Source organism: Nostoc sp. (genome assembly GCF_036917815.1).
In the GTDB taxonomy this organism is placed as follows: Bacteria; Cyanobacteriota; Cyanobacteriia; order Cyanobacteriales; family Nostocaceae; genus Nostoc.
On sequence record NZ_JBALEK010000035.1, the window covers coordinates 14,683 to 31,955 of the forward strand.

Sequence of the window (17,273 nt, forward strand, 5' to 3'; positions counted from 1 at the left end):
ATATCTTGCACCTAATTCTACTGATATACCACCCAAGTCAGCCGAACCATATTCGGGAAAATAGGCTCTGTTTGGCCTCAGATAGATATAACTACCTCTCTGACTCCTTCCTACTTTGCCCAACTCTCCTTTGAGGAGAAGAGCAGGTGCTATCCTAAACCGTCTTAGGTTTTTCTGTTTAAGAAAAACTAAGATGCTCTCTCCCCCAGTATGGGGGAAGCTTCAGAGGGTAGGGATTTTAAGGAGTTTGGGGAATGAATGGTAATAAGCGTGAATTATAGCCGCTTTATCTTATTACGTGCAAGATGTCAATTTACCAATTGATGCAAATTTAGCCTCTTAATGTCACTTTGGAGGATAAAAGTATTTGTATCAAATTGTAAAAAGGAAAAATGCTCACACTGAACAAATTACTGAGTATATTTACCGGATTAGTCATTTGTCCGTTGTCCTTTCTCCTTGGACAATAACCAATAACCAATAACCAATGACTAATAACTTTTGTCCGTTGTCCTTTCTCCTTGGACAATAACCAATAACCAATAACCAATGACTAATAACTAATGACTATTTTCTTCGAGTGAAACGATGACAACTGTGATATTATCGTGCCCTCCGTGTTCTTTGGCAGCCTCAACTAGTGAGATGGCGGCTTTATCAACCCAAGGAGTATCTTGGAGACAGCTAGCAATCTTCTGTTCGACAAGTTCTTCTGTAAGACCATCGCTACATAAAAGTAGGCGATCGCCTACTTTTACATCCATTGGTTGCACATCAATCTGATGCAAGTCTTCACGCCCCAAACAGCGCGATAATACATGACGAAAAGGATGCGATCGCGCTTCATCTAAGGTGATGTCACCGATTTTGATTGCCCGTGCTACCCAAGTGTGGTCTTCTGTTACCTGTTCTAAGTGGGACTCCCGGAAGCGATACAACCGGGAATCGCCAACATGAGCGCACCAGGGCGACTCTGGGGCGCGAAAAATTACCGCTACAACTGTTGTACCCATATCAGCGCGTTCGGGATGACTTTGCTGATCCTGCAAAATCGCTTCATTGGCACCCCACAAAGCTTGCTCTAGCAATTCTTGGGAAGATTTAGGAGATTCCCAATTTGCTACCAAATACGCCTGAATTTCTCCAGTGGCAATCCGACTCGCCTCCTCACCTCCCGCATGACCACCCATCCCATCGGCGACAACAAAAAACCGCCCCTCTGGGTCAATATAGTAAGCATCCTGATTATTAGAACGAATAAGTCCCGGATCGCTAAAACCCGTGAAATTAAGTTTCATATTTTTTTTGCAACAATTAATACATACGATCGTAACGGTCAAGGCGTAAAATTAGTCTGATCAGGATCACTGAAAGCCCTGCTGCAATTAAACCAGGCATTAGTGCCCACCATAGATGGTTGCTAACCACTAAGATCGTAGCTGAAAGTGTGAAACCACTGATTAACAGAGCATAACTTATTGAAAGCTGAATACTGCTCTGTCGCCGTAGCAAGCGTTCAGTTTCTATGGATCGAACGCGCAAGCGCATATCTCCCCGTTCTAGCTTTTCTAGCGTATCCTCTAATCTACGTGGTAGGCCAAAGGCAGTAGTACTTACCTGAGCTGCTTGGCGACTTAATTCGTTAAGAAAGCTATTCCCCTCAGAACCATTCATATCGGTCATAAGCTGCATTGCATACGGTTTGGCAACTTCCATAAAGTTAAACTCTGGATCTAAGCCTTTGCCTACCCCCTCTAGGGTAGAAAAGGCTCGCATCACAAAAGTAAAAGTTGCTGGAAATCTAAATGGCTGATTATAAGCTATTTCATAAAGGTCGTCACTGATTGCGGCAACTGATTGGTTTTCAAAGGGCTTATCCATGAAATTGTCCAGCATATACTGGACGGAACGCCGTACTGGTCCCATGTCATCCGTTGGGGCGATCGCACCTAAATCGATGAGAGACTGGACAACGCGATCGCCATCTTTTTGGGCAATCCCAAACAGTGTTTGCATCAATCCTTCGCGGACGTTGGCTTTAATCCGCCCCATCATCCCGAAATCGTAGAATATTAAAGCGCCACTGGCACTAACGGCAATATTGCCGGGGTGGGGATCGGCGTGGAAAAAGCCGCTATTGAGTAATTGGAGTAAGTAGGCTTGAGCGCCTTGACGAGCGATCGCCTTTCGATCCAAACCTGCTGCTTCTAAAGCTTCGTATTGGCTAATTTTAATTCCAGGGAGATATTCTAAAGTCAGCACTCTAGAAGTAGCGTAACGCCAGTATATTCTCGGTACATTTACCCAATCGTAGCCACGAAAATTCCGGCGAAAAGTATCAGCATTACGACCTTCGTTAAGATAATCAATTTCTTCCCAAAGAATGCGACAACACTCTTCGTAAATACCCAGCCAATCTCGCCCCCTTCCCCATTTGGGATGGTTTTGAAAGTAGCGGGTAATTCCCTTAAGAATCTGTAAATCTATTTCAAATAACTTTTTTAGTCCAGGACGTTGCACCTTGACAACAACTGATTCTCCAGTATGCAGCACAGCTTTGTGTACTTGCCCCAAACTAGCAGCAGCTAAGGGAATCGGTTCAAAATTATGGAATAGTTCAGGAATTTTCTTGCCTAATTCTTTCTCAATGGTCGCTTCTACTAGCTCATAGCTAAATGCCGGTACTTTGTCTTGTAATTTGGCTAGTTCTTCTACATATTCACCAGGGAATATATCAGCACGGGTAGAAAATAGTTGCCCAACTTTGATGAAGGTTGGGCCTAAATCCAGTAAGGTAGTGCGAATCCACACCGCTTGGGTTTTGCGTCTTGCAGCTTGCTTTACCTCAGTCACACCACCCGGATAACTCCAAGATTTGTTGTATAGCCAAAGTTTGAATAATAAGGTCAAGACGAAAGACCAAATATCCACAAAACGCCGTCTGCTAGAGTATTTTTCCCGATTCCAACGGTATGCTTTCTCTGAATAACCTTGTTCCATATACTTTGTGTACCGTTGGTTTGCAACCGAATCACTTGGAAGAAAAGACACTCTGATTCCTAAACTATTTTTTCTTAAGTGTCCTTTGTCATTTGTGCATGATTTTTAACCAATGACTAATGACCAATGACTAAAATTTATGCAGAAGTTCGGCGATAATGTTGCAATTCTGTTCGTAACAGGGCAATTTCGGCTCGTAATTCATCAATATCTGCTTGCAAGTCACCGGAATCAGAACTAGCTTGCCCACTACCTGTGGTAGCTTGACCAGAATTAGCTGATTCTGTTGCTCGATTTGCCCGTTCTATGACTTCTTCTGTAAACTGACGCAACTGCTCTCTAGCTTCGGCATCAAATTTGCCCAAATCACTCAAAGCATCGGTCAAGGCGACCTCTAAACGCTCATTAACTACTTCAGCTACCGCTCTGCCTACGAAAAAGGCTTGCACAAGGGGATTACTCATAAATTTTTGTTACGTTGCACCGCAAGAGAATTATAACTTGCCTGTATGCTTTGCGGCTCCCATCTAGTCTGCATGGAAACTTAAGTTTTGAGGTTTTTGGGGAAAATTTGATCTCTTATTTGGGTGAAACCATTTTTTCGCTAGAAATGATGTGCAAATCGATGTTTTTGAGCAAGCGTACCAATTTTTGCGTCAAAGAGCCTTTGAGGAACATTTGCCAGCGCGATCGCTGACTTTCACCAATGACAATTTGAGTGATCCGATATTTCTCGGCGACTTCTGCGATCGCATCGGCTACGTTACCGTTGGTAGAACGAAGAAAAGTACCTTCAAATTCTTTACAAAGTTTCTCACAAGTGTAGATGTGTAAGCTTTCCTCCTTGGTGAGGAAGCGCTCTGGATTGGCAACGAATAAGCTATAAAGGGGTGCATTCATATAGTTAGCTAGCCTCGCACCCCGGCGTAACAGCTGCACTGAGTTGGGATAGGTGGATACACACACTAAAACCCGCTCGTGAATATTACAGGAATGCCCGTTGGGGATAGTGGCGATCGCATTTCCTTCTACGTTGTCTGCTACTTCCCGCAAAGCTAATTCCCGCAAAGCAATCAGGTTGCGGCGTTGGAAAAAATTATCGAGGGATTCTTGGATTTTTTGTGGTGCGTAAATCTTGCCTTCTAATAACCGTTCTTGCAATGTCTCCGGCGTGACATCTATTACTAGTATTTCGCTAGCTTCATCCAGAATCCTGTCAGGAACACGCTCACGCACTACCACCCCTGTAATTCTAGCTACCAAGTCATTGAGACTTTCCAAATGTTGGACATTCATTGTGGAGTGGACATCAATACCTGCGGCTAAAACTATTTCTACATCTTCATAGCGTTTTTCGCGTGGAGAACCAGGGACATTAGTATGGGCAAGTTCATCGATTAAGACTAATTGGGGCGATCGCTTTAAAATAGCATCTGTATCCATATCCGTTAGCGTCAGCTCACCCCGATAAAATTGTTTACGGGGTAGAATCTCCAGTCCCTCTGCCTTCTCAACTGTCTCCTTGCGTCCGTGGGTTTCCAAAAGCCCAACGACGACATCAATGCCTAGATGTTTGAGTGCGTGTCCCTCTTCCAGCATCCGGTAAGTTTTGCCTACTCCAGGAGCCATGCCAATAAATATTTTATGCTTGCCCCGCCGTCGTGGTGGATAAAGGGAGTAACTTGGAGAATTTAAAGGAGTGCCAGCCGAACTAGTATTACTATTATCTGACATTTTATTCTTGGTTCTTATAGCAATCCTATTTTATCGGAAAGCAAAACGACCCAATGCCCAATACTTCTCTTCTTAGGCTGCGCCAACGGCAACTCTTGGAGACGCTACGCGTAGCAAGATCCCCGAAGGGGTACGCTCAGTACGAGTGCCCAATGCCCAATACTTCTCTTCTTAGGCTGCGCCAACGGCAACTCTTGGAGACGCTACGCGTAGCAAGATCCCCGAAGGGGTACGCTCAGTACAAGTGCCCAATACCCAATGCCCAATTATTGATTCTGCTGACGATTAATATCTTGCAAGTCAAGAGCATAATTCAATCGGAGAACATTGACTCCTGGCTCGCCGAAAATCAATAGAAATCTGCTATCAGTATACTTATTAATCAAACGTAGGATCTCATCTTCATTTACTTTCCGCGCACCAGCAACCCGCGACAATTGCTGCCGTGCTGCTTTAAAGGAAATATGCGGATCTAAGCCAGAAGCAGAGGTATAAATCATATCAGCTATTGGTTGAAGATTTTCGTCTCGCAATTGATTTGCCTCTTCTAGAATCCGCTTTAGTAGTTCTGGATTGCTAGCAGCGAGATTGCTAGCTCCAGATATGCCAGTTGGCTTGGCTTTTTTCCCTTGGCTATATCTAACGGTGCTAGGACGAGGATGGAAATATCGATCAGATGTGAACACCTGACCAATCAAAGCTGAACCAATTGGTTCATTATTTAGATTCAGCATGATGCTGCCGTTAGCTTGATAAGGTAAAAAAACTTGACCCACTACCAGAATTATTAGAGGATAGATGATTGCAGTCAACAACCAAAGCATCAAAGTTATGAAAATTGCTCTGATAGTTTCTCGAATAATAGCCATAATAAGTTTTCTAATTGCTCCTAAGAATTTAATTTTTAATTTTAATTTTTTTGCCCACCAGCCGGACGTTTCAGGGTGCTGTTAGCAACAGCATAAACAACTGGGGCAGTAACCACATTCAAGCACAGCACGATCAAAATAGCGAGTGGTAGGTGTTGTTTACGCCATTGCAACTAAATAAAGGACATCGCCAAAACACTGCTCAGTGAAAACGATATTTATTCATATTCTTGTTGTTTTGCCTCTCAACAGGTAAAAGTAAAAATGTTTATTATTTTACTTTGGTTAAGATGCGATCGCTTCCCTAGGTGTCTACTTTTGCTGTGATTAGGGACTGACAAGAAATAAATTATCCAAATAAACGAACCACAGAGACACAGAGAACACAGAGAAATAGAGAGGGTTTTTGGGTCAGTTTTGGGACATTCTATTTTCTGGAAGTCCCTTAAGCCAAGCCGACAACTGTAATCAGCATATCGATCAATTTAATGGCAATAAACGGCGCAATCAACCCACCTAAGCCATAAATTAAGATATTACGTTGGAGTAGCTGATTAGCTGTCAGAGGTCGAAACCGCACACCCTTTAATGCCAAGGGAATCAAAGCGGGAATAATCAAAGCATTATAAATCAGTGCTGATAGTACAGCAGACTTCGGGCTAGTCAAATTCATAATATTCAGAGTTTGCAGGTTAGCAGCGACAAATATCACTGGGATAATTGCCAAGTATTTAGCAATATCATTAGCGATAGAAAATGTCATCAATGCCCCGCGAGTAATTAACAATTGTTTGCCAATGCTAATGATATCGATCAGCTTTGTGGGATCGGAGTCTAAATCGACTATGTTGGCGGCTTCTTTTGCCGCTTGCGTCCCTGTATTCATGGCAACGCCGACGTTAGCTTGGGCTAATGCTGGAGCATCGTTAGTCCCGTCTCCCGTCATGGCAACTAGTCTACCTGCTGCTTGTTCCTTTTTGATGACGTTGATTTTTTCTTCTGGTGTGGCTTCAGCAATAAAGTCATCCACCCCAGTTTCTTTGGCAATGACCGAAGCTGTAATTCGGTTGTCTCCAGTTACCATGATGGTACTCACTCCCATCCGTCGCAGTTGCTCAAAGCGATCGCGGATACCAGATTTAACTACATCTTTGAGATAAATAACACCGTAAATTTCGTTATCTAGGCTGACTGCTAGGGGTGTACCTCCCAAGCGAGAAACTCGTTCGTAGGTGGCATCTAATTCTGGTGTATCATATCCATTGCGGGAACGGACAAATCCTCTAATGGCTTCTACTGCTCCCTTTCTGGCCTCATACCCACCAGGGAAGTTTGTCCCACTCATCCGGGTTTTGGCGGAAAAACTAACTCCTTCTGCCTGAGTGGAGTCAAAATCAAACCGTGCGACTAACTTTTCTGCCAGTCGGACAATTGACTTACCTTCTGGTGTATTGTCAAAAATACTAGCAGCCCAGGCAACATTAGCAATTTCCGACATTGAATGACCGTTGATGGGAATAAACTCTTCTGCCAAACGGTTGCCAATGGTAATTGTGCCTGTTTTGTCAAGAACTAAAGTGTTGACATCACCACAGGCTTCAACTGCTCGTCCAGAGGTGGCAATGACGTTAAATTGGGCAACTCGATCCATACCACCAATGCCGATGGTACTTAGTAAACCGCCAATGGTGGTAGGAATTAACGCTACTAATAGGGCAATTAAAATTGGCACACCAATGGGACTGTTGACATAGTAGGCAAGTGCGGGGAGAGTTACCACGACTAATAAAAACAATAAGCTGAGAACTGCCAAGAATACTGTCAGGGCAATTTCATTGGTTGTTTTGCTGCGTTCTGCCCCTTCTAACAAGGCAATCATCCGGTCAATAAAGCCTTTGCCGGGATCAGATGTGATCCGAATAATCAGTTCATCTGAAATAATCCGCGTCCCACCAGTGACGGAACTGGCAACATCGGAGCCTGATTCTTTTAAGATTGGTGCGGATTCCCCAGTAATTGCCGATTCATCCACTGAGGCGACACCCATGATTACTTCGCCATCGGCGGGGATGATATCGCCAGCAACGACGTAGATGGTATCGCCTTCCTTGAGGTTGGTGGATGAAGTTTCGCTAATTGTGCCATCAGGAGCAAGTTTTTTCGCGATCGTCTCTGATTTCGTTAACCGCAAGATATCGGCTTGGGCTTTACCTTGCCCTTCTGCTACTGCTTCGGCAAAATTGGCAAACCAAACTGTCGAGAATAAAATCCCCGACAATAAGCCGTTGAATAGTTGCGGGTTCTTTTGGAGGGCTGGGCCAAATAGGTTGGGATCAATTGTTAGCAATAGGATGATGATTGTCCCCACCCAAACCATAAATATCACTGGATTTTTGATTGCATACTTAGGGTTTAGCTTGAAAAAAGCATCTCTAATTGCCCTTAAGTACAGCCACTTATTACTTGCCCTGGGCTTTTTACGTCCTTGGCGGCGATCGCCAGAACGAGCATTTGGGCGTCTAGCTTTGGAGTTAGTTGCCACTTGATTCATAAGTAAGGTTAGGAGTTAGGAGAGACGCGATTAATCGCGTCTGTACAGGAGTTATACCAATTCTGTATGAAGATGCGCTAAACCATATTTAAGTACAAGAAAGAAAAACGAACCGCATTCGCGCAGCGTCTCGTAAGAGTTGGACACAAAGAAAGAAAGAAAGAAAGAAAGAAAGAAAGAAAGAAAGAAGTTAAAAGGGTTTGGCGCAGCCTCACAAAGAAATGGTATTAGGAGTAGAGACGCGATTCATCGCGTCTGTACAGGAGTGAGGATTCGGAGCTTCTAATAGAAAAATATCCGAACTGTAGGGTGGGTTAGTAACGCAACCTACGAAACCGGATAATTTACTTATTTTTTAGTATTCTCTTAATTCCAAACTTATAACTCATAACTCATAACTTATAACTTTCCTAACTGCCAGATGCTAGCTTTAAACCCTCAGCTATGGGGCCTAAAGCCAGAACGGGAAAGAAAGTCAAGACTCCCAAAACCAGTGTCACTCCAGCCGTGATACTAGTAAATACTAGAGAATCGGTTCTCAGGGTACCAGGGGTTTCTTGTACTTGTTGTTTGCGAGACATCCCATCAGCTAAGAGCAGGATGGCAATCATCGGAATGTAGCGTCCTCCGATTAAGCTAACTAAAGTACTCAAGTTCCACCACAGGGTGTTATTCCCCAACCCCTCTAAGCCGGAGCCATTATTTGCTGCTGCTGAGGCGTATTCATAAACTACTTGGGAAATACCGTGATAGCCAGGGTTGCTAATTCCAGACAGGGAGATGGGATAAGCTAATGCGATCGCACTGGGAATCAAAACTAGAATTGGATGAATCAACAGCACGACGCTGGCGAGGACGATTTCTCGCTTTTCAATTTTGCGTCCTAAAAACTCTGGGTTGCGTCCCGCCATTAGTCCAGTTAGGAATACTGTGAGAATTAAGTAAATAAATAGGTAAGCTGTTCCAGTTCCCTGTCCACCCCAGATAACTCGGATAAATAAGTTGAAGAGAGTGGAAAATATTCCTTGGGGCATCAAAGAATCGTGCATCCCATTGACAGCGCCAGACATAGTAGCAGTAGTCATTACTGCCCAAAATCCCGTCTGTGCCCAGCCAAATCGAACTTCTTTACCCTCCAAATTGGGCTGTTCTAATCCAAAGGCGGTATTAACCAGGGGATTACCTTGCAGTTCTCCCACTGCTGTCACTCCCACCAAAACTACAAAAATCACAAACACCATCCAAAAAAGTAGCCAAGCTTGTTTGATGTTGTTGGCAAATATGCCGTAGGTGTAAATTAAGGCGGCGGGGATAGAAATCATGGCAATCATTTCTATCAAGTTAGAAGCGCCATTGGGATTTTCAAAGGGATGTGCTGAGTTGACGCCAAAAAAGCCACCGCCGTTGTCACCCAAAAGTTTGATCATTTCAAAGGATGCCACGGGGCCTCTGGCCAGATATTGCGTCCCACCTTCTAAGGTTGTCAGATCGAGAGTTTTAGCTAATGTTTGTGGTACACCTGTTACAAGCAAAGCGATCGCGCCAATAATCGAAATCGGCAGCAATATTCGTGTAATTCCCCGGACGAGATCGACGTAAAAGTTGCCCAGTCTTCTACCTGTCAACCCGCGAATAAAGGCAATTCCCACGGCTAAACCTGTGGCTGCGGAGGTAAACATCAAAAAGCCTAAAGCCGCTACCTGGCTAAAATAACTTAAGATTGTCTCACCAGCATAGTGTTGCTGGTCGGTATTGGTAACAAAGGAAATGGTTGTGTGCAGCAATACATCCCACTTCATAGCACCCAAGCCGTTAGGATTCCAGGGTAAGTGTCTCTGGAAATATATTAGCAAGTACACTGAAACACCCATGATAAAGTTGCTGCACAATACAGCCCGGATATACTGCGAACCCGTCATATCATCCTTTCTCCGAACACCCGCTAGGATGAACATACTTCGCTCTATGGGGTTCATTAAAAAATCAAGTAGTGTTCTTTCTCCCAAGAAGACACGGGCTATGTATTTTCCGAATAGTGGTGTGATTGCTATGACAATACACAACGTTAAGCCAATTTGCAAAAAACCTTGTCCCATATAATTTGCGCTAAATTAAATTTAAGTGCTAGCAAGCCAATTCTTAGAAATAAAAAATTAACTGTTGGAGTATTTAATATCGAGGGATTTACTATTTTCAGTTATGACTATTTTCCAGATACTTGTTAAAGTTCTTGTGAAGAATATTTATTTTTTACTCTTAATTCATCTATCTCACTAGTTAGGATTATTTGTTTATACAATAGATTCTGCAAGTTTGCTACTTTCAAAGAATATAAATATCCCAGATTATTTGATTAATGGGATTAAGGATTGGCAAGATTGTGCTAAATAGCCCGCTCCTTGTGGGCAAATACCCAGTTACCACAGACGCGATTAATCGCGTCTCTACTGGATAATCGTAATTTTCGGGTTAACTCTCAAGTTGGCATTTGCAGATATAGATGGCAAATAGATCATAATTGGTGAATTAAATAGTTATACAGATTTTTAGTAAATCATAAATGACAATGTTAACTCGATTATTGACTATGAAAGAAACTATAAATGAGCGTAGGGAGACTTATGGGCTAATAGCGATCGCCTTTGCCATCGTGATAGCGTTGGAATATTTGACACCACCTGAATACGTATTTGGCTACCTCTACACAGGGACGATTTTGTTAGCAGATTCTCGATTGAATCGGGGATCGGTATTGGGGATCACTGTTGCAGCTACAGGATTAACATTGTTAAATTTATTTGTCCCTGGAGGAGAAGCGATTCATCTCCCAGCGTTGGCAAATAGGTTGATTGCAGTATTGGCGTTGGTGGTAACGGGTTGGTTGAGCGATCGCAACCACCGCAATGAAGAAGCGATCGCTTATACCCAAGCACAATTACGTTCCCAAGAACAACTAGCTATCATGCGTGAAGATTTTGTTTCTACCCTAACGCATGATTTGAAAACACCCCTACTAGGAGCAATTGAAACACTGAAATATTTTCAAAATGAGCAATTTGGTGAAGTTACGCCAATGCAAGCAAAAGTTTTACAAACAATGGCTCGTAGTCATCGGAGTACACTGAAATTAGTCCAAACACTTTTAGATGTGTACCGCAATGATGCCGAAGGGTTGAAACTACAGATATCACCTGTTAACTTGGTGACAGTGGCGGAGGAGAGCATCGCTACTCTGAATGAACTAGCGAGAACACGTCAGGTTTATATTTCTCTACACTATGGCGAATCAGATTTTCGGAGCTTTATCTGGGTAAATGGTGATTCTTTGCAACTTGGGCGAGTGTTCACCAATCTCCTGATTAATGGTATTAATCATACCCCTCGTGGCGGTAAAGTGGAAGTAGTACTTGAAGGTTATTCTAGCGATCAAGTGGTAAAAATACTCGATACTGGCTCCGGCATTACTGAAGAAGAGTTACCCCACTTGTTTGAAAGGTTTTATCAAGGACATAGCGATCGCCACGTCTCCGGCTCTGGACTAGGGCTTTATTTGACCAGGCAAATTATTGCTGCTCATAGGGGTACAATTTGGGCAGAGAATCGCTCACCACGAGGCGCACTATTTGGTTTTCGACTCCCTGCTTGTCCACCACCGGGGAATTGAGGAGTGGGGAGTGAGGGAGCAGGGAGCAGGGAGCAGGGAGATGAGTTTTCCCCTCTGCAAGAGCAGCACCCCGCCCCTCTGCCTCTTTTCAATCCCCAATCCCCAGTCCCCAATCCCCAGTCCCCAATCCCCAATCCCCAATCCCTAATCCCCAATCCCCAATGCCCAATGCCCAATTACTAATGACAAAAATCTTACTTGTTGAAGATGATGAATTGTTTCGGCTTGGTTTGCGGATGCGGTTGCAACAAGAAACCACTTTGGAAATTGTCGCAGAAGCGGAAGATGGGGAACAAGCTGTAGAATTAGCAAATCGCTATCCTTTGGATTTGGTGTTGCTGGATATAGGTTTACCAGGAATTGGGGGCATTGAGGCTTGTCGCCAAATCAAGCAGAAGCACCCAACTTTACCAGTTCTCGTTTTAACGTCTCGTTCTGAAAAACCCCTGGTTTCGCGGTTAATTGCCGCCGGTGCCCAAGGTTACTGCCTTAAAGGTATTCCTGCTGAGTCTTTAATATTGGCGGTGCGATCGGTTGCAGCAGGGGCTTCTTGGTGGGATCAAACGGCAACAACAGAAATTAGAGCCGCTTTTGAGGGTAATTCTACTGTAGTGCAGCCCACAAAAACTGACGGAACTGTAGAAAATCCCCTAACGAAGCGGGAGCAAGAAATTTTGGCACTGGTAGCAACTGGCAAAAGCAATCAAGAAATTGCTGAGATTCTCTACATCGCCCCTGGTACAGTGCGGGTTCATGTCCATGCTATTTTACAGAAACTAGAAGTACGCGATCGCACTCAAGCCGCAGTCTTAGCTATCCAAAAAGGATTGGTAGCTCCAGAATTGTTGATTAATTAGATTTCTTGGGGATTGGGGATTGGGGACTAGGGAAACATTTATTTTCAAAATATTTTTGGGGTTAGAGCTTGATTTTTGAACAACACGTAGGGTGTGTTATCGCCGAGAGTACGGCACCATTTTCAAGGGTTTGGTGCGTGAGACTAAAGTCATAACGCACCCTACAAAGACTTAATTTTTTTCAGAAATCAAACCGGATTCCTATAGTCCAAAAACTATCAGCTAAAGCAAACTTCTCAAAAATGTAGCGATCGCCTGTTTTTCCAGTTGATTATTCTTCGGTTAAGAAGATACTATATATGGTTCAAAAAAGAGAAATAGAGCCTACTTTTGATGAAAAAGTAGCTCAGGTATTGAATACAATGGGATTTCCTTTTTTGGTAAGGCATCTAGACGAAAATTTAATCAATACCCAGTGGAACGGTAAAGAAAAGCTTAGAGGAGAAATAAGTTTCTTTCCTCCTATGTCGCTTCACTGGTATCAACTTACCCCAACAGAAGCAGCGATTGAATTAGTCGAATTGCATGAAAACTGGGAACACGTATGAAACGTACCGTCTCGATCCCAGTTAATTTACCAGGTGACAGATTTTTAAATCTAATGAATCAATGTGCATCAATATTTAATGCACATATTGACTGGGCTATAGAGAACAAAACATTTAATAAAAATAAGGCACACAAAGACTTGTACGCCCTACTACGGCTACAGTATCCTTGTGTGCCAACTGCATTGTTACAAACAGTTCGGGATAACGCGCTAGAGGCAATTAAAGCCACTAAATTCAAGCGTGTTCCCAGAAAAAAACCAACATCAGGATTGAGATATGACAAGCGCACTATGACACTGCAATGAATAAATGGTTGGGTAGTTGGGCATTTTACCAGCAAGAGCAGTTCCTTGCTTACAAAGCAGAAGCGCTGGGGAAACGAGTCGTGCATCAAGACCCTCGGTACACTTCCCAAAAGTGCAATGTTTGTAAGCATATTAAAAGAACAAATCGGCATAAGTCTAAGTTCCAGTGTAAAAACTGTGGACACCAAACTCACGCGGATCTCAATGCTTCTAGAAATGTTCGTGATGACTATATTCTCTCCTCTACCCAAGGGACCCAGGAGCAGGGGTCAGTCAATGCCCCATGCGTTTCGGGAAATTATATTTCCTAGTTACAAGCCCCATCCCAAGAGTGGGTGGGGCAGTTGACGTAACAATCTCGATACTTATAACTTAAGGTGAGATTTTTGTGAGAATCGTATAAATTGTTACGGTTTTTTGTTATTAATGCTAAAATCACATCAATACTATGCATTTTTTGCATCAAAAGCACCAATAAGTCAAACGATGTAACGCGATGTAAAATTAATTAAAATGGTTCTTAGTCAGGGCTGGAGCCGCTTACTACAAACCTTTAATATTCAGAACCACTTAAACTTAGCTAAAACTTAGATATTATTTCAGCCGCTATGAAACGTCGTGATTTTATAAATTGGGTAGGTTTGGGTTGGATAGCAAGTTCTCTACCTATAGCGATCGCAGCTTGTTCTTCTCAAACAACTTCAGCATCTGGGGATTGGCAAACAGTAGGTACATCAACAGAATTAGATAAAACAGGTCAATTGCTGGTGAAAAACTCACCTGCTGGACCCGTGCTGGTAGTTGGTACATCTAAAGCTGGAAGTCTGACTGCTGTCAACCCTACCTGTACTCACGCAGGTTGCACTGTAGTATGGGAAGCTGAGGCAAAAAAATTCGCCTGTCCCTGTCATCATTCCGAATTTGGGGTTGATGGTAAAGTGCAAAAAGGCCCAGCAAAAGACCCTCTGAAAACTTACGCCGTCAAAATTGAGGGTAATTCAGTTGTAGTCAAGCCAACCTAGCCCCGCAAGGCGGAATTCACGCATTAAAAATTCATAAGTTTAAATTGATGGATGAGCAAGTTCGTAGTAAGGACTAAAGTCCTTCTTTTCTAACAGGTTGTTTCATGTGAGTAACATCAACCAACTTTTGGTGCAAGCCGAGGCAGCTGATTGGTCATCACTAATTCAATGTTTGCAACAATTAATCTTAGGGGCGAACTCTGAACATCCAGAGATAGTTAAAAACCGAGAATATCTGCTGACATTAGCACTTTCAATCTTAGGGATGGGGGGTTTTCAACAACGCTGGGAAATTAGCAAAGTATTGACTCACTTAGATAATATTGCCATCCCACCACTCATTGAGATATTAGAAGATGAAGACGCAGAAGAAGAATTACACTGGTATGCAGCAAGAACTTTGGGTGAATTTCAGCACCCAGAAGCCATCGCGCCCATAGTTGAATTGTTGAAAACTGAGGAGGATGAAGAACTCAAAGCGATCGCAGCTACAGCACTAGGGCAAATGGGTACTGTTGCGATTACTTCACTCACTGAACTTCTAGTAGATAATAACTACACCAGCCGCATAAATCTTACTGCAAGTGCTGCGATGCCTTCTCTACGAGAGGCTTCTCTTTCAGAGACGCTAACGCGAACGCCAACGGCGAGCTTCTTAACGCAACATCCAGCCACAGACATTGCTAACATCAAAAGTGCGATCGCCTTGTCTTTAGGGCAGTTAGGCAAAATGCAAGCAATTGAACCATTGATTTCGCTGCTAGCTGATTCTAATACATCGGTGAGACTACATGCGATCGCTGCACTAAAAAATCTGGATGGGGAAGCTATATATCAACAATTGCAGCAGTTAGCAAATAATGACGCAACCACGCCAGATTTGCAACAAGGAATAGCGATCGCTTTAGCCGAATGGTAAATTTCAGGACTTACCCATTGACAAGAAATTAAAAATATATATTCCTTAAGTCTAAAGTAAGACACACCTGGAGTATGAAGTTATAAGTTCTCAGGTGAAATAGGATTATGGAGTCTCAACCACTGGTATCATCTGGATACTTACAATTTCTACTTCATTTATATCCAAATAACTAAAATCTAATGTCAATAGAGTCTTTAGATTTATTGAGGGTAAAATCTTGCTTAACTTAGCGATAAATTGTACTTATTAAGGAGGTTGGAGTGAAGAATTAAAGGTTGGTATTATACACCTGTTTTTTGGTCAATTAAGCTATATTTCAGATGTCTTTGAGTCCGATTTAGCTGTTTTCACGAGGAAATTTAGTTCTAAATTATTATTGTGTAACGCTCCAAAATATTTGATTATCTTCACGCTCCCATGCTAAATTTAATGCCAAATTAACTCCTGCGATGTATATTGGTTTTATTCTTATGGTAGAAGTCAAGCAAAAAACTAGCAGTTATCCTAAATAACAAGAACACAATGATTCGTAATAAGTAATTAAAAATGAGGACTAAGGGAGTTTAATTTTATCAAAATTATTATTCCCTGTATATTGTGAACAAATGACTTTGGTCGTCGGTTCATAATCCTGAATTAGGAATTACTGATTATGAATTAATTTAGTCTGGCGACTAGTAAGTTTTTGTGGGAGCTTCAAGTGCTTTCAATTTTCCCAGAATAAACTAGGTTAAAGAATCCTCAATGTGCCTTGTAAAAATTTACCTAATTTAGCAGTGGATTGAGCAGGCAATATCGGTTTTGAAAATCAATCAAGTACCAAAAAATCTAGAACATAAAAGGAACCTAAGCATGAAGCCTTTTGATTTATCTAAAGCTGTTTTAGCTACTGTCTTTGCCATCAGTTTTGCTTCTGTGTCCTTACCTCCTTCTGTTTTTGCCCAAAGTGGAGGCTCCGGTAGCGGAGGCTCTAGTGGTGGTAGTAGCTCAGGTACTGGTACAGGTAGTAGCTCAGGTACTGGTACAGGTAGTAGCTCAGGTACTGGTACAGGCACTAGCTCAGGTACTGGTACAGGCACTAGCTCAGGTACTGGAACTACAGGTACTAGCCCAGGTACTGGTACAGGTAGTAGCTCAGGTACTGGTACAGGTAGTAGCTCAGGTACTGGAACTACAGGTAGTAGCTCAGGTACTGGAACTACAGGTACTAGCCCAGGTACTGGAACTACAGGTACTAGCCCAGGTAATGGAACTACAGGCAGTAGCTCTACTGGTACAGGCACTGGAACTATGGGCACTGGTACAAGCACTGGAAGTGGCACTGGCAATGATACAGGCAGTGGCAGCACTACAGGTAATGGCACTACAGGTAATGGAACTACAGGCGGTGGCAGCACTACAGGTACTGATACTACAGGCGGTGGCGGCACTACAGGTGCTGATACTACAGGCAGTGGAACTACAGGTACTGATACTACAAACGGTAGTACCACAACAGATACTAACAGGAATGCAGGCATCACAGCTTCCCAAAGAACCAGCGATCGCGGTTTCGATTGGGGTTGGCTAGGTTTGCTTGGTCTCGCCGGTTTAGGAGGTCTGGTTCGTAATCGCGAAAAAGTCCGGGTTTATAGCGATCCTGATGAAGTAACAGGTTCTCGCTCTAGATAGTATTGACCACATTCTACACCTGGTAGAATCGTCGTCTGTGCCAACTTCAATTTCTACTGACAAAAAGGCTCTTGAGGTTGGCCTATATTTGGGTTCGTAATTCGTAATTTGTAAATGCAAATCTGAC

At 43.0% G+C, this 17,273-nt stretch carries 15 protein-coding genes; 8 read left to right on the top strand and 7 right to left on the bottom strand.

The window, feature by feature from the left end; translation table 11 throughout:
* Positions 1 to 560: 560 nt before the first annotated feature.
* The 7 genes from V7K97_RS08595 to kdpA form a co-directional block, all read right to left on the bottom strand.
* Complete coding sequence (locus V7K97_RS08595; RefSeq protein ID WP_334800448.1) at positions 561 to 1,298, bottom strand: Stp1/IreP family PP2C-type Ser/Thr phosphatase; 738 nt, start codon at positions 1,296 to 1,298, stop codon at positions 561 to 563.
* 16 nt (positions 1,299 to 1,314) lie between these two features.
* A complete protein-coding gene (locus V7K97_RS08600; protein ID WP_334800711.1) occupies positions 1,315 to 3,000 on the bottom strand; it encodes an ABC1 kinase family protein in 1,686 nt (561 codons plus the stop codon).
* A 137-nt stretch (positions 3,001 to 3,137) separates the two neighbouring features.
* On the bottom strand, positions 3,138 to 3,464 hold the full coding sequence (locus V7K97_RS08605; protein ID WP_334800449.1) for a DUF6825 family protein: 327 nt from the start codon (positions 3,462 to 3,464) through the stop codon (positions 3,138 to 3,140).
* 115 nt (positions 3,465 to 3,579) lie between these two features.
* On the bottom strand, positions 3,580 to 4,734 hold the full coding sequence (locus tag V7K97_RS08610) for a universal stress protein (RefSeq protein ID WP_334800451.1): 1,155 nt from the start codon (positions 4,732 to 4,734) through the stop codon (positions 3,580 to 3,582).
* A gap of 266 nt (positions 4,735 to 5,000) precedes the next feature.
* Complete coding sequence (kdpC, locus tag V7K97_RS08615) at positions 5,001 to 5,603, bottom strand: K(+)-transporting ATPase subunit C (RefSeq protein WP_334800452.1); 603 nt, start codon at positions 5,601 to 5,603, stop codon at positions 5,001 to 5,003.
* A 445-nt stretch (positions 5,604 to 6,048) separates the two neighbouring features.
* Positions 6,049 to 8,154, bottom strand: a complete 2,106-nt coding sequence (kdpB, locus tag V7K97_RS08620; RefSeq protein WP_334800454.1) for a potassium-transporting ATPase subunit KdpB — start codon at positions 8,152 to 8,154, stop codon at positions 6,049 to 6,051.
* A gap of 410 nt (positions 8,155 to 8,564) precedes the next feature.
* Positions 8,565 to 10,250: a potassium-transporting ATPase subunit KdpA gene (gene kdpA, locus V7K97_RS08625; protein ID WP_334800455.1), complete on the bottom strand. Its 1,686-nt coding sequence runs from the start codon at positions 10,248 to 10,250 to the stop codon at positions 8,565 to 8,567.
* Between the two features lie 470 nt (positions 10,251 to 10,720).
* On the opposite strand from kdpA, the gene V7K97_RS08630 reads away from it, so the two are divergent.
* The 8 genes from V7K97_RS08630 (at position 10,721) to V7K97_RS08665 (ending at position 17,146) form a co-directional block, all read left to right on the top strand.
* The gene (locus V7K97_RS08630) at positions 10,721 to 11,818 is read left to right on the top strand and encodes a sensor histidine kinase (RefSeq protein ID WP_334800712.1); all 1,098 of its coding nucleotides are present in this window, start codon (positions 10,721 to 10,723) and stop codon (positions 11,816 to 11,818) included.
* A gap of 182 nt (positions 11,819 to 12,000) precedes the next feature.
* Complete coding sequence (locus tag V7K97_RS08635; RefSeq protein ID WP_334800456.1) at positions 12,001 to 12,675, top strand: response regulator transcription factor; 675 nt, start codon at positions 12,001 to 12,003, stop codon at positions 12,673 to 12,675.
* Positions 12,676 to 12,974: 299 nt separating this feature from the next.
* Positions 12,975 to 13,223 (top strand): hypothetical protein, encoded by a 249-nt coding sequence (locus tag V7K97_RS08640; RefSeq protein WP_334800457.1) that lies wholly within the window; start codon positions 12,975 to 12,977, stop codon positions 13,221 to 13,223.
* Positions 13,220 to 13,531 (top strand): hypothetical protein, encoded by a 312-nt coding sequence (locus V7K97_RS08645; protein WP_334800458.1) that lies wholly within the window; start codon positions 13,220 to 13,222, stop codon positions 13,529 to 13,531. The genes V7K97_RS08640 and V7K97_RS08645 overlap by 4 nt, the downstream gene beginning before the upstream one ends.
* Positions 13,528 to 13,842, top strand: coding sequence for a transposase (locus tag V7K97_RS08650; protein WP_334800459.1), 315 nt, complete (start codon positions 13,528 to 13,530; stop codon positions 13,840 to 13,842). Before V7K97_RS08645 ends, V7K97_RS08650 begins: the two co-directional genes overlap by 4 nt.
* A 297-nt stretch (positions 13,843 to 14,139) precedes the next feature.
* Positions 14,140 to 14,553 (top strand): QcrA and Rieske domain-containing protein, encoded by a 414-nt coding sequence (locus V7K97_RS08655; RefSeq protein WP_334800460.1) that lies wholly within the window; start codon positions 14,140 to 14,142, stop codon positions 14,551 to 14,553.
* A 106-nt stretch (positions 14,554 to 14,659) separates the two neighbouring features.
* Positions 14,660 to 15,472, top strand: a complete 813-nt coding sequence (locus tag V7K97_RS08660; RefSeq protein WP_334800462.1) for a HEAT repeat domain-containing protein — start codon at positions 14,660 to 14,662, stop codon at positions 15,470 to 15,472.
* A gap of 855 nt (positions 15,473 to 16,327) precedes the next feature.
* The gene (locus tag V7K97_RS08665; protein ID WP_334800463.1) at positions 16,328 to 17,146 is read left to right on the top strand and encodes a hypothetical protein; all 819 of its coding nucleotides are present in this window, start codon (positions 16,328 to 16,330) and stop codon (positions 17,144 to 17,146) included.
* The last annotated feature ends 127 nt before the right edge of the window (positions 17,147 to 17,273 follow it).